Source organism: Paenibacillus sp. FSL H8-0104 (assembly GCF_038050215.1).
GTDB lineage: Bacteria > Bacillota > Bacilli > Paenibacillales > Paenibacillaceae > Paenibacillus > Paenibacillus amylolyticus.
Window position 1 is genome coordinate 5,528,568 of record NZ_JBBOTC010000001.1, and the last position, 23,457, is coordinate 5,552,024.

The following is a 23,457-nucleotide window of genomic DNA, read 5'->3' on the forward strand; positions in this document are numbered from 1 at the left end:
CTCCCTTCCTTATACCTTGATTCGTTCGCTTAGCCGCAATGTCTCTCCGCCCTGCACTTCAACAACCTGCTGATCTGCGGTGAACCAAACCGGGATGGCAGACGGATTATGGATGATGGAGCGATCTGCTGAACACTCCAATCGTTGCACCGCTTTCCAATAAGCAATCACTTCGATGTTCGTGGCATACCAGATATCGTCCCTGCCGCCAATCTGCTCACCGAACTGTTCGATGATCTCCCAGTTGTCGTTGTCATTGAACTCATAACTGTGACCCCAGACGTAGAGTAATAGTGGCGTACCTGTTTTGGAATGTTGGATAAAACGTTTGGCATGCCCCGCCAGATCATGGTTATGATGACACGTCGGATGCCATTCAAGCGACCGATCTGGCAACGTGTATCTGCCATGTGATTCAACGGTACGGGCATAATCAATGCCAAGCCACGCCAGCTTTGTACTTAACGCACGGTCGTACCCTCCGTTGGGATAAGCCATGCCTCGTACCGGATAACCGACGAGCTGCTCCAATGCTTTTCGGTCTTCGATAATCTCTTCGGTCAATAGTTCATTCGGAACATAAGGCAGCGTAGGGTGAGTAACCGTGTGAACGGCTACTTCATGCCCCGTATACAGTTCAGCGACTTCCCCAGCCTCAATGCGGCCTGGATTACCCAGGGTACCGGAGTTCAGATTAAAGGTTCCCCGCAGACCATACCGATTACAGATTTCCACCAGTCTGCGATCATGCACCACTCCATCGTCATAACTGAGCGTTAACGCTTTCATCACACCACCTGGATAGCGGTCAAACTGAATACGATGTCCCATTCCTTACTTCCACTCCTTTATCCCAATTCTTCAACAGGTACATGACCTGCATCCTGTAATCGATGATGTTCCGAATCAAAATACGTACCTTCCAGCAGGCCGATCAATGTGTTGGTAATCCGCACTTCAATGTCGTTGTCTCCCGGACGCAACCAGGAGGTCTCTCCCTTCCAACGATACGGAGACCAGCATCTTACACCCAGGCTATGTCCGTTTACCCGCACTTCCACCACATCCTGCACACGCCAATCGCTAAATTCTAGTTCAAACGAGGTAATATCTTCCCCTGGCTCATCCAGCCAGAACGTGCGTTTATAACTCATTTCCCCGGCAAAATGGGGATACAGCGGCTGCGGTTCAGGTCCGATGCAAAGGGCCGTGTCCGGTTCCCGTACAAGCGAAACCATGCCTTCATGATGGAACTCCACGCCGAATCTTCCCTGTAGATACAAGGGATCCACGATGCCATCCTCATCTTTCGTTACCTGCACAATCACCGCCATTTCGTTGAGACCGCTGTGCAACAACTCCGTGATATCACAAGCGATATTATTGTGATCGGTGATTTCAATTGGATCGAATTGTTCTTTTCCAAGTGGTTGCCCATTAATCTCCATGGACCAACTGCCCGAGATCGCCGCTCTGTCCATAAATAACAAGCATGCAGGCAATGCCGTTCTCAGCTCAAATGTAGTCGTATATCGACATTCGATGGGATAGGCTAAGGATGCCTTTTTCGGTGTGCCAAATACCTGATTAAACTGGACTGGCAGATGCTGCTGCTCCGATAATTCTGCCGCTTGATCAATAAACGGTTTCACAGCTACATGCTGGCTTTCCAGAATCACACCATTAACATTGGAAGCCTGAAGATGGAATTGTCCCATTCGCAAAATGTTAGGTTGCACCGTTTCGAGTCGCCATGGCCCTTCCGAAGGGACCATGATCTTACAGGCTTGATTAGCTCCTGCCAATACATCCGTTACGAACGTCGAACCCGTTTTGTCTGTTACATCCACCTTCGTTGTTAATGCCTCTTCCTTCGCAGGTTGTAAAGTAAGACGAACAGCATGCGCTTCATAAGGCGCCAGCGTTAGTGAAATGCACCATTCCCCGCCACTGCTCGTATACGGCAATGTCTGAAGCTGCCCTGTCTCCAGATCAAGTCGTTCTGCCACCAGACAAGCACCCTCTGTCAGCTCCGTTCCATCCCACAACTGCCTGGTGACCAGCTTCAATTGTCCCTTCAGGTCCTGACCCTCCTGATTGGTCAAGAAAACCATATGCTCTCCAGCCGACAATTCACGGGTGTGCATCAGCAGGGAGGCACTTTCCTCCTCCATGATCCAACAGATGGGTTCCGGCAATACCTGATCGAGCAGGAGAGAGATTAGCTCCAGCGAAAAGTCATCTCCCTGCCCCGTTCCTGCGGGTAGAAAATAGGCATTCCCCTCACCCTGATGCCACATGGTTTCACGGTTATCGTGATCTGTTGTCACGTTACGGCCCCAGTACACCTCTTGCGGCTGCTCGCCCGCACCAAAGAACTGGGCAGCTTCATCTCCCTCTGGACTTCCCTGCTGAATCGCAATATGCGGAGGCATCCCAACAGAGATGACAGTTCCTCCCTGCCGAACAAATCGCTTCACCTGTTCCCAGGCCACGGCCTCCAGATTCAGCATCGGTGGCAGAATTAATACGTCATAACGGGCAACGCCGATCTGAATGATGCCATCCGTTAAGTCAGCTTCAACCAACAATTCGGGGTCAAGGTGATCATAGTCACGTCTGTTTTCGAGCAGATGTGTCGTGATCCTCATCCAGTCCTTCGTCAGGCGCTCCAGTTGCACCCGTTCTGCTTCGTCCTCGCCGCTATACTCAAATCCATGCAGCGGATTACCCATCAGACTCCAGAATGTCGTCGTTGGGTCAAGCACAGCAATACGAATATCTGCTGCTCCGGTGCTCATGAGATAGCTCAAACGTCCGGTGTAATCCCCTAACTGCCGGAAATGCTTCCAGTAGGGATTCTGCAAAAATTGAGACGGTGGTGCGTCATGCTTCGCAAGCCCACCAATCGTATAGAAAAAGGCGTGAAAATTATAAAAATTAGTGCCCATGGCGGCCATTCGATCAATCATCCATTTCGCATCTTGTAGCGTCATCGACCAGCCTACACTATGAAAACATTCAATCAGATTGCGGCTTCGGCCCAATTGCCGGGCAAGCGAACTGACCATCTTGGGATTGTCACGCATCTTTTGGCCATATCGTTCCAGAATCCACGATAAGGATCGTCCGATTTTCTCATGGGCCGAATCACCGCCTGGCATATGGCTAAACAACTGGGTGGTCATCCGTACGCCAGGCACCTCTGCTGCGTACTGGATTCCTGCTTCCTCACACCAATCATGCACCTGTTTGTGATAGGACTCCCTGAGAAGCAGATGCAGTGACTGATAGTAGTCATACCGAATCCGGTGCGCGTCCGGAACATCGCCATATAACAGGGCCGGTAGCGAATCGATCAGACTATATCCACAACGCTCGCTGAAATAACGGGGAAGCTGGTGTGACCATGGGATACGACCCAGCGGTGCAATCTCATCCGAGAACATGCCTTTGATTACGCTTTCAAATCGATCTCCAACCGCTGACTTATAACGCTCATGTGTCAGTTCAATAAAACGACTCATCGCTTCCTTGTGGCAAGGATCAACAAAGTTGCCGTAATATTTGAAATCATCGATCTCCATTTCTTGAAATACAATCAACTCCCAATCACCCGGGGGAACATCCCACAACAAGCGGAACGCTGTTCGGTAGGTGAAGAACCGCTTGCGGTTATACGATGTGAGTCCGGTCTCCTGATAGACCTGATCGGTCTGGATATTGCCGATTTTGCTGCGCAGATCGATGGACCCATGCCACAGACGCTTGCCCTGTTCATCCTTGGGAATCGCCTTGGCAACCAAGACTCGTCCCCATGGCAACTCCATATCCACAGCTTCTCCGCCCTGAACCACCAGTTGGTGATGCACGAGCTGTCGTTGCTTCGCTTCAGGGAAATCAAGGGTCACTTCCCCACCAGCCATCCCACTTGGATATGGATATTCGTCATATAACCATACCTGCATGCCGTGAGCAGCCGCCGCTTCCACTGCAATCCGCACCTTATCAAACCACGCTTCCGACAGATAGGGAATTTGCAGTCCCTGACGTGGACAGATGAAGAATCCACCTACACCTTGCGCCGCCATCTCAGCCACTTGCCGCTTTATCTGTTCTTCTTCCATATCCCCGTTCCAGAACCAAAAGGGATGGACCCTGTACTGCGCCTCGGGATTTTCAAAAGCATCCCCGTTCCACATGTTGCCTTCCTCCCTGCGTGTCCAAGAGTGTGTGGTGTCCAGCTTTACCAATAACGTTCATTTCAGTTCAAATAGGTTTTTTTCGATTTGATTATACATCAAAAACCATATTCAGGAAGTCATAATTCCCAGAAAGTTGGATGAATCTTTGTTCACGGATCAAGCCATCACAGCGATAAGCAAAACCCGGCTGTTTCCGCTACACTGAAAGTACGGCTACCGGGCTTTGGCTTATAAGACTACTTCAGTGCAGCGTACAATTCATTGACTTCTTTGACATAATCGTCTCCGCCGTTATTCTTCCACAGGGCAACAGCATCTTCGAATCCTTTCTCATCAATCTGACCTACGATATATTTGATTCGTGCATCGTTAATGATATTGTCCAGCTGTGGTCCTTTCTGAGCGTAAACATCAGAGATCAGCGGTTCGCCAGGATTGGCAATGACAATCTCTTCGTTGGCTTTCTGCACCTGTGCAACCTTTTCACGGACAGGTGTCTGTTGGACACGAAGCGTTCTGTCCTCCGGCACAAACATCAAAATCTGATTTAAACCCTGCAGGTCGCGGAGCGCAAGCTTGTCAGTGCTCGGTATGATGTAGTCTTCTTTTTTCTCATACTGCTTGCCTTCCAGTCCGTTGTACAACAATGCCTGCAACTCCGGTTCATTCAGCTGATCCAGAAAGCTCAGTACCTTCTTCAGGTCTTCTTCCGTTTTGACACTGCTTTTGGAAATGGCAATCAGGCCTGAGTAACCGGACGTTGGCATATCACGCAATCCCTTTGGACCTTCCATCGCTTGCAGCACATCCACACGTCCTGTCGCATTGGGGTCTTTATCGAGTATTTTCTGATCCATCCGCTGTGCATTATCTGCTACATCCACCATGACACCTGCTTGACCATTCACAAAAGGATCAGGCAGTTTCGTTGCATCCATCACGGCAAAGTCCTTGTTGACCAGACCTTCACTATAAATTTGACGGAAAAATTTCAGAGCTTCCATGTATTCTGGTGTCTCATGCGCCGGGATCAGGCCTCCGCTGCCATCATCTCCCCATTTGTTGGGTGCACCGAACCATACCTGCATGTTATCCCATGGGCCCGTGAACTTGCTGGCAACCAGACCATACGTATCATCCTTGCCGTTACCGTCAGGATCATCTTTCGTGAACGCTTTCAATACATTGTAAAATTCATCAATCGTCTTCGGCTCTTCTAGACCCAACTTCTCAAGCCAATCTTTGCGGATTGTGACCCCATTACGTCCTAAGGCGCGTGCCCGGTAGATCCCATAGGTTTTGCCATCAATTGACGCATTGTTGGTAATGATTTCATTCATCTGGCTCAGATTCGGATAGTCTTTCAGATAAGGACCAAGCTCCCAGAATGCTCCGGTTCGGGCCGCATTAATAAAACTCGGAGACTTCCCTAACACCACCATAATCTGAGGCAGCTTTCCCGAAGCCAGTGTGATGTTAAATTTGTCTTCGTACGAGCTGCTTGGCACCCACTGCAGGTTCACATCCACCTTGGTCAGTTCTTCAAGCTTCTGGATGACCGGGCTGTTCTCCGGCGGATTCTCCGCTTCAAAGTTCGGCAGCATAATGGTAATTTCGTCTGTGCCACCGGCAGCGCTCCCTGAACCTGTTTTATCCATGGAGCATGCTCCCAGAATTGTACTCAATACCAGTGACACAGAGAGTAACAGTGCACCTTTTTTGAATCCCGTTTTTTGTTCCATACCTTCTCCCCCTTGGCTTTAGCCTTTGATTGAACCTAACATGACACCTTTGGCAAAATGCTTCTGCAAAAACGGATACACCAGCAAAATCGGAATGGTACCTACAACGATCACCGCCATTTTGATTGACTGCTCTGGTGGCTGTACAAAATTGGGGTCCATGTTCGCCATATCGCCGACACTGGCTTGCGAAAGTAACACGATCTGTCTCAGCATGACTTGTAACGGCCATTTGTCACTGTCGGAAATGTACAGCAGTGCCGAGAAAAAATTGTTCCAGTGCCCTACGGCGTAGAACAAGGCAAACGTGGCAATGACCGGTTTGGATAAAGGCAGAACAATTCGCCACAGCACCCCGAGATCTGAACAGCCGTCGATGCGGGCCGCTTCCTCCAGCCCGGGCGGCATTTGCTGAAAAAAGTTTTTGACAACTATTAAGTTAAAAGCGCTGATCGCGCCAGGAAGCATAAGGGCCCAGTAAGAATCGAGCAGTCCCAGTCCACGAATGACGAGGTACGTTGGAATCATGCCACCGCCAAATAACATCGAGAAAATCACCATGTTCATCATGACGTTACGGCCCCAGAAGTCACTTCTGGATAGTGGATAGGCCATCGTTAGTGTGAAGAACAGATTGACCAGTGTACCTGCCACCGTGATGAAAATGGATACACCAATGCTGCGAAAGATCGTGGACGATGAAAAGATATACTCATACGCGCTGAAGGAAAACACCTTCGGAATGAGGAAAAAACTGCGTTCGGTGATCTCGGCTTCCGTTGCGAAAGAATTCCCTATAATATACAGGAACGGAAGGACGGTTAATATGCCCAGAATCCCCAGCATGACGTAATTGAAGATATCAAATACCTTGCCGGCAGGGCTGTTGTATAGACGGCTGTTCATGGGCGCTCCTCCTTAATAAATTCCGGGATGGCCGAATTTTTTCGCAAGTTTATTACTGCCAAGCACCAGAATAATCCCCACCACAGACTTGAATAGTCCCACAGCGGTACTGTAACTGAATGCACCTTGCGTAATCCCCACCGTGTACACATACGTATCAAATACGTCCGCCACATCCCGGTTGAGGGAGTTGGTCATCAGATAGATCTGCTCAAATCCGGTATCGAGGAAGTTCCCCAGTCTGAGAATGAGCAAAATGACTATGGTCGTACGAATGGCTGGAAGCGTGATATGCCACATCCGCCGTAACCGTCCTGCACCATCCACAATGGAGGCTTCATATTGTTCCGTATCGACACCTGCGAGGGCCGCCAGGAAGATAATCGTGCCCCAACCCATCTCCTTCCACATCATCTGAACAATAATGAGCGGACGGAACGAACCCGGACTGGAGAGTACATCAATGGGCTTGCCTGTAATCCAGGCGATCAGGTCGTATAACACTCCGCCCTGCGGGGTCAGGAACACGTACGTGATACTGGCGATAATAACCATCGATACAAAATGGGGTACATAGACCAGCGTTTGAATCGTTCTTTTGAAGAAAGCGACCCGAATTTCATTTAATAACAAAGCGATAATGATTGGTGCCGGGAAAAAGAAGATGAGATCATACAGGGCAAGGACCAGCGTATTGCGTAATAGTCGGAAGAAGTCCGGATTGGAGAAGAAGTTCGTAAAGTTCTCTAGCCCTACCCAGTTACTCTCCCGGATGCCCAGGAAAGGCTGGTAGTCCTGAAAGGCAATGATGATCCCCCACATGGGCAAGTATTTAAAGATGACAAAGTACAAAAAGCCGGGAAGCACAAGCACATATAACCATTTGTTTCGTTTGATCTGTCTTTTCCAATTGGACTCCTGTTTTAATGGTCTTGTTGCCATATCCGCTTGAGCAGTTGCAGTGCCGTTGGTATTCCAGTCCGTCTTCCCGTTCATCATGTCTCCCCTCCCTCAACGATGTAAGCGTTATCAATTAACCTGTTATTCAGACTATACAGACGCCTGGTTTCCGGCAACCTTCATTTTTTGCATTGCTACGACATGATGGCCGAAAAGCCCGCTATAACGCCATTTTCACAAGAAATTGCACATAACGTAGCGGGTAGAATTGCACATTTTTGCGGGTTTATCCTTCTTTGTATCACGGTAAAAAAAAGAAAAAACCGGCATCCGCTAAAGCCGAATGCCGGTCTGAAATGACAAAGATATAAACGGTTATTGCCCAAACCATTGATCGCGATACTGACTCGGGGTAACTCCCTCCTGTTTCTTGAAGATCCGATTAAAATAACTGTGCTGATATCCCACAGCCGCTGCAACATCATTGATTTTCATCGTTGTCTCCCGCAACAATTGCTTCGCCGCATCCATTCTCACACGTGTCAAATAATCAATAAAGTTGATGCCCGATACCTGTTTGAAAGCCTTACTCAGTGCATAGGGTGTCATCTGCTCCTCGTCAGCACAATTCTCCAGCGAAATGTCGCTGCGGTAATGTGTATCGATATACAACATCGTTCGTTCCACCACCAGTTTCAGCGGTTCCTGCGATCGTACCTCAACCTCTTGTATATAAGGTATGAATACCTCATTCATCATCCATTGTCTCATCTGTATAGGTTCACGAATACCGGATAAGCGCTCATACATGTTGCTACCACCAAACAGCTTATAAGGTGTGACTCCCGTTTGCAGCATCATGTGCTGAATGCTACCGAGCAATTGAAGCATCATCTGTTGCACCTGAAATTCGGTACTGCCCGTCCGCGTAATTTCACTCATGAATTGTTCCAGCACACGTTCCGCTTCGGTTTGTTTGCCCAGCCTGACCGCCTGTAACAACTCCCGTTCCAGCCCAAGCGGATAGGAAGCCGCTTCATTTCTGCAGAAACACGCCTCATCCTCCAGATCGAGAATCTGACTTCCTTCCTCCACACTGCGATAAGCCACGGCCTGTTCCATCTCGACGAATCGTCCGGGCAGTTCCTGAAGTGAAGCTGCCGGGCGACTGACCATCAAGGTCACCTTCATTTTGAGCGTACGTCCAATGACCTCCACCAGTTCCCGTCCCCATAACAGCGCTTGTGACTTCACAGGTTCGTCCTGGGGAGCGATCACAAGCATGGCGGAAGACAGGTCATGGAAGTTCATGACACTGATCTGCCTGAAATAATTTTTCGCAACTTCCTGTGTAATATTCACTGCTGCAAAGGTGACTAATCCCGTGTCTTGGCTTCCAAATCTGCCTTGCAGCTGCTCGTACCCCGTAAAATACATCTGCACCAGCAAATACTGCTGGCCCTCCAGTTCAAATCCGAGATGACGCATGCGCTGCTGGAGATCCTGCTCGTTATAGGCGTATAGATGGCCCTGGACAAGTTGTAAAACAAAGCTATCGCGTAGATGGGGAAGCTGCTCTTGCAATTGGCGATGTGCCGTAACACTGCGGGAGGTCAGTTCGTTCCACTGTTGCTCCAGCAGCTCAAACTCATCCAGCTTGGCATCCGTTGGTGTTGTTTCGGTTCTGCCAGGCGTAAGCAGATGCAGCATCCGTGCTACAGGCGAATAGATGCGGCGGGAAGCAAACCAGGATAACAATAATCCCAGGATGAGACTGCCTGCACTCGCAATGACGATGATTTTGGATACCAGCTTGACTGGCGAAGTGACTGAGGTCAGAGGTGCTGCGGAGACATAAGTCCAGTCTGAATCGATCCGGCTCAATGAACCGTATGAGACAGAATAGGTCTGATCCTCATATCGGAACAGGAATGAGCGGCTGCCCGCATGCAGGGCTACTTCTTCTTTTAGCTGCTGCTCAAAAGCAGAAGTCTCTCCCGCCGTTCCCGGATTACCGGTAACCAGTGTGTTTCCTTCCTGATCCATGAGGAACGTTAACCCTTCGTCGTATGGAGTAAGCGTTTTCAATAAACTGGCGACTTTCTCGTTATCCAGCGTGATGATCAGTGCACCAAACGGATTAATGCTCTCCCCCGGTATCTTATGTACTAGAACCAGTGCATTGCCTGCATCCGTATGCAGTGGACTATCGTTGGTCGAAGGTTCGGTATCTCTGTTGATGCTGGAAACCCAGTCTGTCCAGTACACGTGGTTCCCCATGGAAAGGTATCGATCATATGCTTGTACTTTGGCTTCATCGTTCAATTCGGTATAATCCCGATTAAACAAGATTGGCTTCGGTTCCTGCAAATACAGCTGTGCTGACTTGATCAGTGGATGAGAACCTTGTAATACGTATAAGGTAGTCACAATCTCCTGCGTTTCATTGAAATAATATACAAAATCCAACGTTCGCAGTGCATTGCCAAACCTCGGTTCAAAAGCCCAATGGGATAAGTTCATCTCCAGATAAGCCAGCTGGTCATCCACATTACGTGCCCGGTTCTCAATCTGGTTCTGGTGCATCTGATTGAACTCGGTTTCCATCCGGCCAACAACCTGTTGATACATGACGATACCTGTGATTAGTCCGGGAATGCTGGCAATGAGTAAAATAAGCATGAGGCTGTTTCGATAAAATCGTCCTTTATGCCTTCCAGCCTTCAAATCGGATAACCGCTTGAATCTGCCAAATATTCGATCACTCCTAGTCGGTTCCATCGCTGCTCACCTGCCTGCTTGCATCGAGTCTGACTGTCATGGAAACTTCCTCAACTCCCCTGAGAATATATGGATGAAATCCTTTTCTTGTATTATACGCACAATCCTCAGGTGAATGAAACGATCTGTAACCGATCATTTTTTTAACCAATGTTTTATTAACATGACAAAATGGATTACAATGAGATATAGCAAACATGAAGGAGGCCTTTTTAATGAAAGAACAGACTTATTTTGAACAAAATAGAGAAAAACACCTGGCAGAACTGAATGAATGGTTGTCCATTCCAAGTATCTCTGCCATTTCAGAGCATAAAGAGGATATTAACCGTGCAGCACAATGGGCAGCAGATGCGCTCACACGTGCAGGCATGGAAAACGTAGAGGTCATTCAAACGGCTGGACATCCGATTGTCTATGCAGATCACCTGCATGCACCCGGCAAACCAACGGCTCTGATCTATGGACACTATGATGTACAACCTGTTGATCCGCTTAACCTGTGGGAGACACCTCCTTTTGAACCTACCGTTCGTGATGGCAAGCTGTATGCCCGTGGTGCAACGGATGACAAAGGACAGATCTTCCTACATATCAAGGCAGTTGAAGCCATTCTCGCCGAAAACAAGGAACTTCCAGTTAATATCAAGTTCTGTATCGAAGGCGAAGAGGAAATCTCCAGCCCGAACTTGCCCATCTATCTGAATGAACATACAGACAAGCTGCGTGCAGACATGATACTGATCTCGGATACGTCCTTGCTTGAAAAAGGTAAACCGGCGATCTCTACAGGCCTGCGCGGCCTTTGCTCGCTTCACGTAGATCTGAACACAGCCAATACCGACTTGCACTCCGGTTCATTTGGTGGCGGTGTACCCAACGCACTGCACGCACTCGTATCCTTGCTCGCTTCGTTGCATGATGAGCAAGGCCGTGTAAGTGTAGATGGTTTCTACGACGGCGTACTGCCACTGTCTCCTGAGATGAGAGAAGAATTTGTGAAACAGGGCTTCAATGAAGAACAGCTTCGTCAAGACCTCGGGCTGGAGCAATTGTACGGTGAAGAAGGTTACTCGTTCGTGGAACGTGTTGGCGCTCGTCCAACATTGGAACTGAATGGCGTATGGGGTGGTTTCCAGGGCGAAGGCAGCAAAACGGTTATTCCGAAGGAAGCTCATGCCAAAATTACATGCCGCCTCGTTGCGGATCAAGATCCACAACATGTATTGGATCGTATCGAAGCACATCTGCGCGCTCACGTTCAACCAGGTGCAACGCTGCATGTGAAACAGATCGAAAAAGCTTTTGCTTTCAATACCGATCCTTCCAATCCAATTCTGCAAAAAGCAGCAGATGCGTATGAGCACGTGTATGGCGTTCGTGCCCTCTTTACCAAAGATGGCGGCTCCATTCCGATTGTTGAGAAACTCTCACGTGTACTCGAAATCCCTGCTGTTATGATGGGCTTTGGCTTGCCGGATGAGAACCTGCATGCACCAAACGAGCACTTCAACCTGGAGAACTTTGATAAAGGGTTGTTGACGATTGTTCAGTTTTTGAAGAGTTTGTAATAGTTAGGGCTCATCGTGTTAAAACCAGTTCATGAGGGCGTGCTGAGTGGACGTTCCGGGGCCGAATCGTTCTTTAGATCGCTGTTATCGTCGGATTTTTTTGGATTCCCCTTCTCAAAGGGTAAAATCCGACGATAAAGGCGAACGCTCCGCTTCTTCAGAATCGATTACGTCCCCTCCACTACGTTGCAGCTTCTCGCATGACTGATTTTAAGATTGAGCTAACTATTGATTGGTTAGTGTAATTAGGAGAACAAAAGGACGGCCTTCGGGTCGTTTTTTTGATTTATTTTGTTTTTTTGTTTTTTTGATTTTGTTTCTTGGTTCTTTTGTTCTTGGTTCTTTGGTTCTTTGGTTCTTGTTTCTTGTTTCTTGTTTCTTTGGTGAAATTGTAGTTTTTTTTATGGCTGCTTTTTATTATGGAGACGATGAAGACTTACTTTTAAATGGGTTAGTGTATTAGAGCTAACAACATGGTGACCTTATAGGCCGTTTCTTTGGATTTTGTCGCGATCGTTACGTTGTAGCCTTATCGCGGCTGCTTCGAAGGATTGGGTCTCACTTTGATGGGTTAGTGTGATAGATTACCTTAACGATGGGCTACTGAACACTTTTTCGATTTTTTTCTCGATCATTTCGTTATCGTTGTTCCTATGACTGATTTTATAGACGTAGTCTCAGTTTTAATGGTTTAGTGTATGGGAGATAACATACGCGACGGCTTATCGGCCGTTTTTTTAGATTGATCGGTATCCTTCACTAGGTTTCAGCTTTTACCCTGACTGGGCTACTTTATTGTGACTGGTTTTAGACGACGGCTAACTTTTAAGGGTTTTGATAGAGATAACTCAAGCGTTGGCCTTTGGAGTTTTGTTTGAATCGATTGATATTCAGTACTTAGAATGAACCTTATGGAGTATGATGTGGATCGGGTAACGAAGATGTTGATAGCTAAAGGGGTTTTGTGGATGGGAGGGTCTTTCGGGATTCCTGCATTTTGACTTGTTTGTGCTTAGCGACTTCGGCGCGGGGCTTTTGCCATGAGTGTTTACGTGCTGTTGCGCCCCGGCAAGCTAATCCAAAATGATGAGGTGAATGTTGTGTCTGCTTCTCACCTGACCAAAAATGCGCTGGCTCACTCGCTCAAATCACTGATGGAGCATACTCCATTGAACAAGATTACGGTCAAACATCTGGTGGAGAATTGCGGAGTGAACAGGCAAACCTTTTATTATCATTTTCAGGATATTTACGCGCTGCTTGGGTGGATCTATCAGACTGAAGCGGTGGAGAGTCTTACGGAGTACCGAAGCTACAGCACATGGACGGACGGATTCTATAAAATCTTTTGTTACATCGAGAACAACAAAACGTTCTGCTGCAACACACTCAACTCGCTCGGGCGTACCCACCTGGATGTATACCTCTATGAAGTAATCCATGATCTGATCATGGGTGTTATTGATGAGCTGGCCTGCGGGATTAAGGTCTGCGGTGAAGACAAAGAGTTCGTTGCCAACTTCTATACCCTGGCTTTCACTGGGCTGATCATTCAATGGATGAGGGGCAACATGCAAGAACCGCCAAAACAGATTATTGAGAAGCTCAGTAAGCTAATCGAAGGCAATGTCCTGAGAGCACTGCACAGGTATGAGAATAAGCTGCCATCCACTTAAGGATGCGCGGCTTTTTTCACATGTGATCTAAGCCTGATTTTTAGACACTTTTCCAAAAGTGACTAAAAATTGGACACCACCGTTCTTTTGATCATACCTTACGGAACCTGCAAGGTTTACATTAGGGATGTGATTACAGTAACTTTTGGAGGCGAATGATCGTGAAGAAAGAACATGGTAATAAACAGGTCTATTTTGTAGGCGGCGGCATTGCATCTTTGGCGGGTGCAGCTTATCTGGTTAGAGATTGTGACTTTCCCGGAGAACATATTCACATTATCGAAGAAATGCCGATTCTCGGCGGCAGCAATGACGGTGCTGGTAATCCCGATCAAGGATATATCATCCGCGGCGGACGGATGCTCAATGACGAGGCCTATGAGAATCTGTGGGAGTTGCTGGCTTCCATCCCTTCCATCGACCGTCCGGGCATATCTGTCCGACAGGAAATCACTGAATTTGACGATGCCAATCCCACACATTCCAATGCGCGGCTCATCAACCGTGACGGCAAGATCGAAGATGTGCTCTCCATGGGTTTTGATATGGCGGACCGTTTGTCGATGGGCAAACTGATTATTACTCCTGAAGACACACTGGGTAAATTGCGAATCAACGACTGGTTTGGCCCTCATTTTTTCAAAACAAACTTCTGGTATATGTGGGCGACCACCTTCGCTTTCCAGCCTTGGCATAGCGCCGTGGAATTCAAAAGATACATGCTTCGCTTTTTTCACGAATTCCCAAGAATTCAAACGCTGGAAGGTGTCACCCGCACACCGTTCAACCAATATGACTCGATTATCCTGCCATTGCATAACTACCTGGAGCCGTTTGGCGTAGATTTCACGCTGAAATGTACGGTTACCGATCTGGATTTCAAAGACGGAGACGGCATTACGGTAAGTCGGATGCATGTGCTCAGGGGAGGTGAAGAGGAAGTCATTGACATCCTCGAAGGTGATCTGGTCATTGTCACAAATGGTTCGATGACCGAAGGGGCTGATATCGGCTCCATGACTTCCGCACCGAAACTGAACGGCAAGGGCAGCTCATGGAAGCTGTGGGAGAACATTGCCGCCAAGAAACCACTGCTGGGCAACCCTTCTTCTTTTAATGATCATGTGGATGAGTCCAAATGGGAATCGTTTACGGTCACCTTCCAGGATTCGGTCTTCTTCGATCTGATGGAGAAATTAACACGTAACCGGGCAGGTACTGGTGCTCTGGTTACTTTCAAGGACTCCAGCTGGTTCATGTCTGTCGTTCTAGCCTTTCAACCGCACTTCCGCGGTCAGCCAGAGCATGTCAACGTATTCTGGGGATACGGATTATACCCGGATAACGTGGGCGATTACGTGAAGAAAAGAATGTGCGACTGTACAGGGGAAGAGATTATGCAGGAGTTGATCGGCCATCTTCATTTTCAGGAACATCAAGAGGACATCATGGCTACCGCCAACTGCATTCCTTGCATGATGCCATACATTACAGCGCAATTCATGCCTAGACTAAACAGCGACAGACCGAAGGTTGTACCTGAAGGCTCCACCAATCTGGCCTTTATCAGCCAATTCTGCGAAATTCCCGATGACGTGGTATTCACAGAAGAATATTCGGTCCGGGCAGCACGGATCGCCGTCTACACTCTTCTCGGAGAGAACCGGCCAATTGAGCCGATCAATAAGCATCAGTATGATGTTCGGACGCTGTTCAGTAGTTTTGTGACTTCGTTTAGATGACCACTTCAAAGAGGATTCAGACATTAGATGAATGAAAAATGTTGGATGGATCTGTGGATGGGGATAGATCTTTGGAGATATCTATAGAATTCGGTGAGTAACTTTGTGATCTTTAGGAAGCTTTGTTATCTTAATTCTATGGATTGTGCCAAGTTAGTAAGATATGAGTTACTACATGAGTTAGCTTCAGAAGCTTGCATCCCCGTTGAACGAGATAATGAGTGAATATGGTTGTTGCTGAACTGATTAGTCGTTGTATAAAGAAAATAGAGAGAGTTCCGTCAGCTATGACAGGACTCTCTCTTTCGTTTACTCGTGTACTATCTAAGTCCAACCCATAGCTTTCATCGAGATTGCCAACTGTCGTCTAAAGAACCTCACAAACCTTATTACTTGAAATTTCGCAGGTTTGAAAATCTAACGAATCGTAGACATCTTATTTGCGCTTTAGACATGTTTAAGTAACGAAATATCGTTAAATTGCATTAAATAGCGTGTCTGAGATTCGTTACATTTTCTATGACTGCCAAATCATTGGAATAAGGCTTCACAGATTCGTTAGCGCTACGCGGCCTACGGAGAAAACTACTTATGAGAATGGAATCGCAGTGATATGTTATTGTCGAGATCCTAGTCCATTCTTTCTTGAAACTTAACTTATTACTCTTCCATGTTACTCACGTATACTCTTGTAGTGTTCTTATTATTCTTGGTGTTACTTTTCATTTTTTCGTTGACTCATCGCTTATGAGTGCCACATATTATACTCTTCCTACTCACGCCGCTTATTACAGCCTACATATCACACTTCGCTTATGTGCGGAATGTTGTGAACTTCAGCATGTGCACAAGCTTGGATAAATGTGTGATCTCCTGCTGGACTCCAGCGGTGTCCGTACCTGCCATTGCCTGGTTTGCTCGGAGCGTTCTGCGCGTGTTCAGCATACCTTCGATCAGTTTCATAACCGTGTTGCGTCCACGATGATCAACAATCATATACTTTTTGCGTGCATCCAGCTCTACCCATACGATGTTGCTGAATGATGTGAACAGATGCCTGCGGTACAGCTCCATATCGGTCTCATTGTAATGCTCGCCATAAAAGGCATAATATCCGTGTATATGCAACTTCTCCGCCAGCACTGTGATGAACGGATCATGTTCGAGCATAGCGTTACGTTCCATGTTTCACGCCTCCGTTATGCGTGATCCGCAGATCCCGTCTTTTTGAGATCTATTTTAACATATTGCGCACGGTGTTGCCTCTACACAGATAAAAGCCAAGTTTTAACTCCGAAGACTGATGCATCACAAATGATAGTTATTAGCACGATACTAATTTTCTAAATCTAATATGACTCTCCTATCCGTCTGCCCTTCACCCACACACCCTCAATATCCAGCTCCGCATTCAGCAAAACGATATCTGCCTGTTTTCCTTGAGCCAGGGAACCTGTCCGGTGATCAATGCCGAGCAGACGTGCAGGGGTTAGACTTGCTGCCCGTGAAGCAGCCTTCAGACTCAAGCCCACTTCCTGCACCAGATAACGGAAACCGCGAATCATCGTCAGTGTGCTTCCAGCCAGCGCACCGCCGTCCTTCAGTCTTGCCTCCCCATGCTTCACGATTACGGGCAGATCGCCGATCTTGTATTCCCCATCATCCAGTCCCGCAGCAGACATGGCATCCGTGATCAACACGAGTTGATCATCATGTTGCTTCAGCTGAGCCAAGATTGAGATCGCCGCAGGATGCACGTGAATTCCGTCGGCAATCACCTCAGCACTGATACGTGGATCACTCAGCACGGCTCCGGCAGCCCCGGGTAGCCGGTGATGCAGCGGTGTCATGGCATTGAACGTATGTACTGCATGATGTAGTCCTGCCTCAACTGCCCGCTCCACCTCTTCATAGGTGGCATCCGTGTGACCAAGTGCCGCTGTAATCCGTTGTTCTCGCAGCCATGAAATGACTTCCAACGCGCCTTCACGTTCCGGTGCCAACGTAACTTGACGGATCAGGCAAGGATATTGCTTCTCCCACGCTTCGAGCCAGGATACATCAGGCAGTATAATATGTTCCGGATTTTGCGCTCCAGGCCATTTCGGACTAAAAAACGGACCTTCCAGGTGCACACCCTCAAGTTGTGCATAGGGCATTTCACTCGAACGATAGCGGTCGACTTCGGCAAGTACGCTGTCCAGGCGCTCTTTCGGAGCCGTCATGGAAGTCGCAAGCATCGCTGTTGTGCCCTGTGTACTATGGAAAGAAGTGATCTTGTCCAACACCTCCGGGCTTGCGTCCATAAAGTCTTCTCCGTTCCCACCATGCACATGGATATCAATGAATCCAGGCACAATGAGACCACGTTCCGGTACTGACAGCGGCAAAGCCTCGCTCCGAATCCGTTCAGGAAGACCTTCCGGTATCCCAACATAAAGGATTTCCCCATCCTTCCAGGCTATTACACCGTCTTCCAATAATTCATCTGCAAGGAGCAGCTTGCCCCGAAGAAGAGAAGTATTTTCATCACGCTGGCCCCAGCTAACATGGCTATTCTCCTCGGTCATCTCACCAGCCTCCCAGCTGCACGGTCCAGCAATACCACCACATTTGGATGACATTGCAAAAGCGATGCAGGACAGGCCGTTGTGATTGGGCCCATAAAAGCTTCGCGGATAATCTCGGCTTTTTCCTCTCCACGGGCAATGAGCAGAATCTGTTTGGCTTTCAAAATGGTACCGACACCCATTGTAATCGCCTGAGCCGGAACTTCATCAATGCTGTCAAAGAAGCGTGCGTTTGCCTTTCGCGTCTCGTCTTTCAGATCCACGACATGTGTTCGTCCTGTAAGTTCAGTTCCCGGTTCATTGAAGCCAATATGACCATTATGTCCGATGCCCAGCAGTTGAAGGTCTACCGGTCCACGATCGTCCAGCCGTTGTTCATAGGAACTACATTCCTGTTCCAGATCTGCAGCCTGACCATCAGGCACTTGCGTTCTAGCAATATCTACATCGATATGATTGAATAATTGTTCGTTCATGAAACTGCGGTAACTTTCGCGATGTTCTGTTGGAAGTCCAACATACTCATCGAGATTAAAAGAAGAAGCCTGTGAGAAGCTGACAAGCCCCTTCTGATATAACGTGATAAGCTGTTTATATATGCCTACAGGAGAACTTCCTGTAGCAAGCCCCAATACAGCCCGTGGTTTGGTCTGCAACAAGCTGGCAATGAGGCCAGCACCTGTGGCGTTCAAATCTTCTTCATTTTCAAAAATGCGTATATTCATCTTCATCTGTCAGGCACCTCCGTTGTGTTGGACTCGATAAGATTGCACATTGTGATAGGATTGTTCCAGTCTGGGGATAAAACGGTCGAAGTCGGCACTTACCATGCCTGTGAACAAAATATCGACCACATGCAGCAGTGCAATACGTGAAGCCATATCTCCACGCCTCATGCCTTCTTCCAGAGAAGAGGTGAATAGTGGGATATCCGATACCGTTGCGAGTGTGTTACTGCCATAGGAAGTCAGTGAAATCGTAGAAGCTCCGGCCTGTTTGGCACAATGCAGGGCATCGATGGTTTCTGGTGTTTCGCCTGAATAGGATACGGCCATCGCAACATCTCCCTCTGCGAGCGAAGATGCGGATGTAATCTGCATGTGTGAGTCGGAGAAAGCGGTACAGCTCTTGCCGATCCGCACCAATTTCTGATAGAAATCCTGTGTAACAATCGACGAGGTCGCCACACCATACAGATCGATGCGGCGAGCCTGGCACAATAATTGCACTGCTTGCTCCAATCTGCCCAAATCCAGCAAACGGGTGGTATCTGCAATCGACGCGAGGTGGTTGGCTTCGATAGCTTCAACAATTTTGGATAGGGAATTGCCCGCTACAATATCCTGATACGCCGTTTCATCAGATGCGTGGGACAATTCTGCGGCGAGTTTCATTTTGAAATCGGGAAATCCCTTGAAATGAAACGACTTGCAAAAGCGGGTTACCGTCGCCGCACTTGTGCCACTCTGCTCTGCCAGATGACTAATCGTCCAGCCGGGAATGTCCGATGGAGATTGCATAATGACTTCGGCAATACGTCGCTCCTGAGACGGAAGGTTATTCAGTTCTTGCTGCAACGCACGTAATATGGCTGCCATGAGGACCTCACTTCATGAAAATTATTTTTATTTATTTTTAATGAATTAAGAAAATCATTTTTATAACTTCATTCTAATCAAGACGATCCTGCAAATCAAGAGGTATTTCCCATGGCTTTTGCAATATCAAAAAAAGGAGCAATTCAATGAATCAAAGACAACGGAGAAAGTACATTCCTTCCACCTGGATTATAGCTACCAAACAAACAGAAGCACATGCCTATTATGCCCTCTATGCTATTGACTGGAAACGCGGAGGTCGGCTGAGTTGGGAGGGCTGGAATCAGCTCGAAGACCTGCTGCAATTTCATATTCCGATCAAACGAAAAGCCGGAGGCCGGAAATCTTCTTCCCAGCCTGCCGCCAAGATTGCAAAAAGAGCGCTAAAAATTCATCTGAATGATGCACAGTTCGAGGAATTGGAGCAGCTCTTTTATCAGCCATTTTCGAAGAAAAGATGGAGGATGTTCATTCAAACAAATAGGAATCTATAAGTGATATGTATTCGGTTGTTTCATTTTTTCACGCTAAAACAAAAAAGCCTCTTCCCTTCTTTGGATGAAGAATAGGAAAGACTTTCGCGGTACAACGATTCAATTCATTTTGATTCAAGTTAGCTCGTTCTAGTTGATGCCATCATATCGTTTTAAGAACTTGCTGGCTAAGCTGGGGACAGTCATTTGATGAACCGATTGATTCTCAATCTCCTCCGCCAAATCGTCATCTGTGAGAGAAACGAAGAACGTAATGTCTGCTTTGGTTTGACCATATCGGGCAAAAACGTCATCTGCTGTCTCATTCACAACTTTGGCAATGATTCGAATGATCTCATCCTTATACTTCTGGACATCTTCTGTTGCATACAACAATCGGCTGATGTGGTTAAAGTGCGTATCCTCGCCATATTGATATTCGGAGCAGCCCCATCTGTAATAGATCTCGTCCTGCTCGCTGTCGCACAACCCCTGTTCCTTCATATTGGTAATATGCCTAGTCAGGGATTCCTCTGTATTTACCGCCATGAACAGCGTTATCCAATCACTGTCTGTTCCAAATACACAAGCATATACTTTCTCCTGCTCTACTTTTGCCAGCGTTTGTTCCAGATCGGGTAGAAAACCCGCTCGAAATTGGTTTTCAAATTCATTTAAGAAACCGTCCATTTAGCTCATCCTTTCATTATCAATGTAGATTAAGATTCAATTGGTTCATAATATATAGGTCTCTCAATAACTACAAGGTACCACATAATTACAAATAACGTGCTTACTTCCTACATCCTTAAACAACTATGCTATAATAAAAATACGACTATCCAAGTGAGGTGACGCCGATGAAATGGGGAGAGATTACTGAATTACACCCAGATCGTTTTGTGCTTGTGGAAGCAATCAAGGCAAGCTCCAGCAACCGTGTCCGTCAACTAGAGGATATAGCTGTTATTCAAAACTATGATAATCCTCAAGAAGCCTGGAGCGGTTACAAAGAACTGCACAAGCTCCATCCGACACGCGAGTTATATGTATTTCATACGAGCAGAAGCGATGTTGAGGTTGTAGAAGAATTTTTCTCAGGAGTACGGCAACGAACATGAAACTTCAACTACAGCAAGGTTTACCTATCGTATCCTTGACCATAAGCCATAATGAACAATCTATTATTTTGCATAATATTTTATTTGATACAGGCTGTGCAGCAACTGTATTTGATACCGATGCATTAGCTGCAATAGGTATACACATTGATTTTATTAATGGACGAGCTAAGCGAATGTATGGGGTAGGTGGAACGAGCGAAATCTGCTATGAACAGCACATTCCCAATCTTCATATTGAGCATATTGCTTTGACTGATTTCCCAATTCAACTTGGTTCAATTCAGGAGCCTTATGGCTTTGACGGAATTATTGGTATTGATTTTATGATGAGAGCCTCATGCAAAGTTGACTTTGAATTAATGGATGTTCAATTTTCAACTTAAGCCATGTAATGATAACCTTTGAATGGTTGTCGTTGCGTGGCTTATTTTTGTACACCATGGTTGTGTGACTCAATCCCGGAACAGCGGATCATCTGATGTAATAAACTATAAATCAGCAGCAAAAAAGCCTTGCCCCATTCTTCATGACAAAGAATAGAGAAAGGCTTTCATGCTGCTACTTAATCCTAACTGTAATTCGCAACTAAATCTTCAGTTCTCCAAGCTTAATCAGCTCGACAACTGCCTGCGAACGACCCTTAACATTGAGTTTCTGCATCACATTCGAAATATGGTTACGCACCGTTTTCTCGCTGATGAATAACTGCCCTGCGATGTCACGCGTTGTTTTGTCTTGAACCAGTAATTCGAATACTTCGCGTTCACGGTGGGTCAACAAAAATTTGCTTTTATGATCGATACCCTTCAATGTTCACCCCTCCTTGCTCGGGTTGTGTTGGTGTAACAAGGTTAAGGGGATACAGTCAACTCATCTTATGTCAGGTCAAGGGCGTTGGTTCAGTTTTATAAGAAAAATGGGCAGTAAACATGTGATTCATTGTCCAAAGAGAACGTGAGCAGTTGTCTATATATTTGAGATTATGTAAGACAAACATGCCCCTGCAGCAGATGTTACCATCTGCGCAAAGGCACACTTGTTCATGTCAAAAAACTACCGATCCATTCGATTCATGACACCACCGTTGTGATTACGGTTCATCAGGCCATCGTCAAGGATGCCATCACGGTTATTCGTATCTGTTCCGTTCGTTGGGAAAATGCGCTCCACCATCGATTGGAACGTATCGATCATGCCACTAACGGGCTTACCGTTACGAATATCTGTGGCATAGTTCTCGACATGCTCCACAAAATCAGGATTGGCTGATACATATACATTCTCGATATTTGGTGCAAACTGTTTGATTTTGGCTGAAATCTTACCCTTAATCTCAGCTGATGTGTTATCGTCCGTGCTATCTACACGTTGTCCTTCACTTTTCATACCATAATGCCCATCGTCTGTCCCACGTGCTTTACCGCTGTTTGTCAGACCTCGCATCATGCCAACGGCGCCTGTGCCCATGGTTCCATAGATGCTTCGGTCATTCCCCATATGGCTGCGATCCGTTGCCGAATTTGTGTTCAGTCCTGGAGCAATTCCGCTAGTGCTGTACGGAGACATTGTGCCCGTACCGCCATTCACACGCATACCACCCATATCGTGATTCATGTTGCCCCCACGCATGGTATCACTGGCATGATTACGCATCGTTCCATTCAGCATGCTCGTACGACCATTGGACTTGCTCTCCAACTTGCCTGCATGACCATCTGCCAAACGAACTGCGACATAAGCATTACGATCCGTTAACATGACACGGGCGGATTTTACTTCCTTCATCTCCGTGATACGTTTTGCCAGCTCTTCACTGGATTTCAGGTCAGTAACATTGTGCATGCGATAACTTTTCGCACGGATGCCATCCATGCCATTTGTTTCCACACCATAACGGTTAATGCCGTTGGCTTGCTGACGAACACTTTGCGTATGCATATTGTTGGTATCCCGATTCGTGCCACAACCTGTCAAACCGGCCATTACAAAGATTGCAGTAGATAATGATAACGTAATAGCTGTTGCCTTTTTGACTGCTGGCATGTACTCATCCTCCAATGTTTGTTGGTTTTGGTCACAAAGATAGGATGCGCTTCTGTACGTACCGATATGCTGAAAGGATATGGTACCTTACCCTGTAGATTCAGGTATTCTGGTTTTGGTCTTTGT

19 protein-coding genes are annotated in these 23,457 nt (G+C 47.1%); 6 read left to right on the top strand and 13 right to left on the bottom strand.

The genetic code is table 11. The features are described from left to right. Positions 1-9 precede the first annotated feature (9 nt). The 6 genes from NST38_RS24365 to NST38_RS24390 form a co-directional block, all read right to left on the bottom strand. Complete coding sequence (locus NST38_RS24365) at positions 10-831, bottom strand: polysaccharide deacetylase family protein (RefSeq protein ID WP_076253301.1); 822 nt, start codon at positions 829-831, stop codon at positions 10-12. 17 nt (positions 832-848) lie between these two features. Then, positions 849-4,202, bottom strand: a complete 3,354-nt coding sequence (locus NST38_RS24370; RefSeq protein ID WP_076253300.1) for a glycosyl hydrolase — start codon at positions 4,200-4,202, stop codon at positions 849-851. 239 nt (positions 4,203-4,441) lie between these two features. After that, a complete protein-coding gene (locus NST38_RS24375; protein WP_076253299.1) occupies positions 4,442-5,947 on the bottom strand; it encodes an extracellular solute-binding protein in 1,506 nt (501 codons plus the stop codon). An 18-nt stretch (positions 5,948-5,965) separates the two neighbouring features. Further along, positions 5,966-6,853: a carbohydrate ABC transporter permease gene (locus tag NST38_RS24380; protein ID WP_017692544.1), complete on the bottom strand. Its 888-nt coding sequence runs from the start codon at positions 6,851-6,853 to the stop codon at positions 5,966-5,968. Between the two features lie 12 nt (positions 6,854-6,865). Then, positions 6,866-7,795 carry an ABC transporter permease gene (locus tag NST38_RS24385; RefSeq protein ID WP_026081491.1) on the bottom strand — a complete coding sequence of 310 codons (930 nt, stop codon included), beginning with the start codon at positions 7,793-7,795 and terminating at the stop codon, positions 6,866-6,868. 333 nt (positions 7,796-8,128) lie between these two features. Continuing rightward, the gene (locus NST38_RS24390) at positions 8,129-10,534 is read right to left on the bottom strand and encodes an AraC family transcriptional regulator (RefSeq protein WP_083684803.1); all 2,406 of its coding nucleotides are present in this window, start codon (positions 10,532-10,534) and stop codon (positions 8,129-8,131) included. A gap of 215 nt (positions 10,535-10,749) precedes the next feature. On the opposite strand from NST38_RS24390, the gene NST38_RS24395 reads away from it, so the two are divergent. From NST38_RS24395 to NST38_RS24405, 3 genes are all read left to right on the top strand, one after another. Beyond that, positions 10,750-12,105, top strand: a complete 1,356-nt coding sequence (locus tag NST38_RS24395; protein ID WP_076253298.1) for a dipeptidase — start codon at positions 10,750-10,752, stop codon at positions 12,103-12,105. A gap of 1,040 nt (positions 12,106-13,145) precedes the next feature. Beyond that, positions 13,146-13,781 (top strand): TetR-like C-terminal domain-containing protein, encoded by a 636-nt coding sequence (locus NST38_RS24400; protein ID WP_256720144.1) that lies wholly within the window; start codon positions 13,146-13,148, stop codon positions 13,779-13,781. 155 nt (positions 13,782-13,936) lie between these two features. After that, positions 13,937-15,523, top strand: coding sequence for an oleate hydratase (locus NST38_RS24405; protein WP_076253297.1), 1,587 nt, complete (start codon positions 13,937-13,939; stop codon positions 15,521-15,523). Positions 15,524-16,336: 813 nt separating this feature from the next. Here the strand turns inward: NST38_RS24405 and NST38_RS24410 are convergent. The 4 genes from NST38_RS24410 to NST38_RS24425 form a co-directional block, all read right to left on the bottom strand. Then, the gene (locus NST38_RS24410; protein ID WP_047841215.1) at positions 16,337-16,708 is read right to left on the bottom strand and encodes a hypothetical protein; all 372 of its coding nucleotides are present in this window, start codon (positions 16,706-16,708) and stop codon (positions 16,337-16,339) included. A 164-nt stretch (positions 16,709-16,872) separates the two neighbouring features. Further along, positions 16,873-18,093 (bottom strand): N-acetylglucosamine-6-phosphate deacetylase, encoded by a 1,221-nt coding sequence (nagA, locus tag NST38_RS24415; RefSeq protein ID WP_076253296.1) that lies wholly within the window; start codon positions 18,091-18,093, stop codon positions 16,873-16,875. Beyond that, complete coding sequence (gene nagB / locus NST38_RS24420; RefSeq protein ID WP_076253341.1) at positions 18,090-18,818, bottom strand: glucosamine-6-phosphate deaminase; 729 nt, start codon at positions 18,816-18,818, stop codon at positions 18,090-18,092. Before nagB ends, nagA begins: the two co-directional genes overlap by 4 nt. 9 nt (positions 18,819-18,827) lie before the next feature. Continuing rightward, positions 18,828-19,691: a MurR/RpiR family transcriptional regulator gene (locus NST38_RS24425; protein ID WP_017692537.1), complete on the bottom strand. Its 864-nt coding sequence runs from the start codon at positions 19,689-19,691 to the stop codon at positions 18,828-18,830. 146 nt (positions 19,692-19,837) lie between these two features. Here NST38_RS24425 and NST38_RS24430 point away from each other — a divergent pair, with 146 nt between their 5' ends. Further along, a complete protein-coding gene (locus NST38_RS24430; RefSeq protein WP_076253295.1) occupies positions 19,838-20,185 on the top strand; it encodes a hypothetical protein in 348 nt (115 codons plus the stop codon). A 129-nt stretch (positions 20,186-20,314) separates the two neighbouring features. Here NST38_RS24430 and NST38_RS24435 read toward each other — a convergent pair whose 3' ends face one another. After that, on the bottom strand, positions 20,315-20,854 hold the full coding sequence (locus tag NST38_RS24435; protein WP_076253294.1) for a DUF4303 domain-containing protein: 540 nt from the start codon (positions 20,852-20,854) through the stop codon (positions 20,315-20,317). A 170-nt stretch (positions 20,855-21,024) separates the two neighbouring features. Here NST38_RS24435 and NST38_RS24440 point away from each other — a divergent pair, with 170 nt between their 5' ends. Beyond that, the gene (locus NST38_RS24440; RefSeq protein ID WP_036605854.1) at positions 21,025-21,285 is read left to right on the top strand and encodes a hypothetical protein; all 261 of its coding nucleotides are present in this window, start codon (positions 21,025-21,027) and stop codon (positions 21,283-21,285) included. Further along, positions 21,282-21,671: an aspartyl protease family protein gene (locus NST38_RS24445; protein ID WP_076253293.1), complete on the top strand. Its 390-nt coding sequence runs from the start codon at positions 21,282-21,284 to the stop codon at positions 21,669-21,671. The genes NST38_RS24440 and NST38_RS24445 overlap by 4 nt, the downstream gene beginning before the upstream one ends. 202 nt (positions 21,672-21,873) lie before the next feature. Here the strand turns inward: NST38_RS24445 and NST38_RS24450 are convergent, their stop codons facing one another. Next, complete coding sequence (locus tag NST38_RS24450) at positions 21,874-22,098, bottom strand: helix-turn-helix domain-containing protein (RefSeq protein ID WP_017692532.1); 225 nt, start codon at positions 22,096-22,098, stop codon at positions 21,874-21,876. A gap of 243 nt (positions 22,099-22,341) precedes the next feature. Further along, positions 22,342-23,331: a YhcN/YlaJ family sporulation lipoprotein gene (locus NST38_RS24455; RefSeq protein ID WP_076253292.1), complete on the bottom strand. Its 990-nt coding sequence runs from the start codon at positions 23,329-23,331 to the stop codon at positions 22,342-22,344. Between the last annotated feature and the right edge of the window lie 126 nt (positions 23,332-23,457).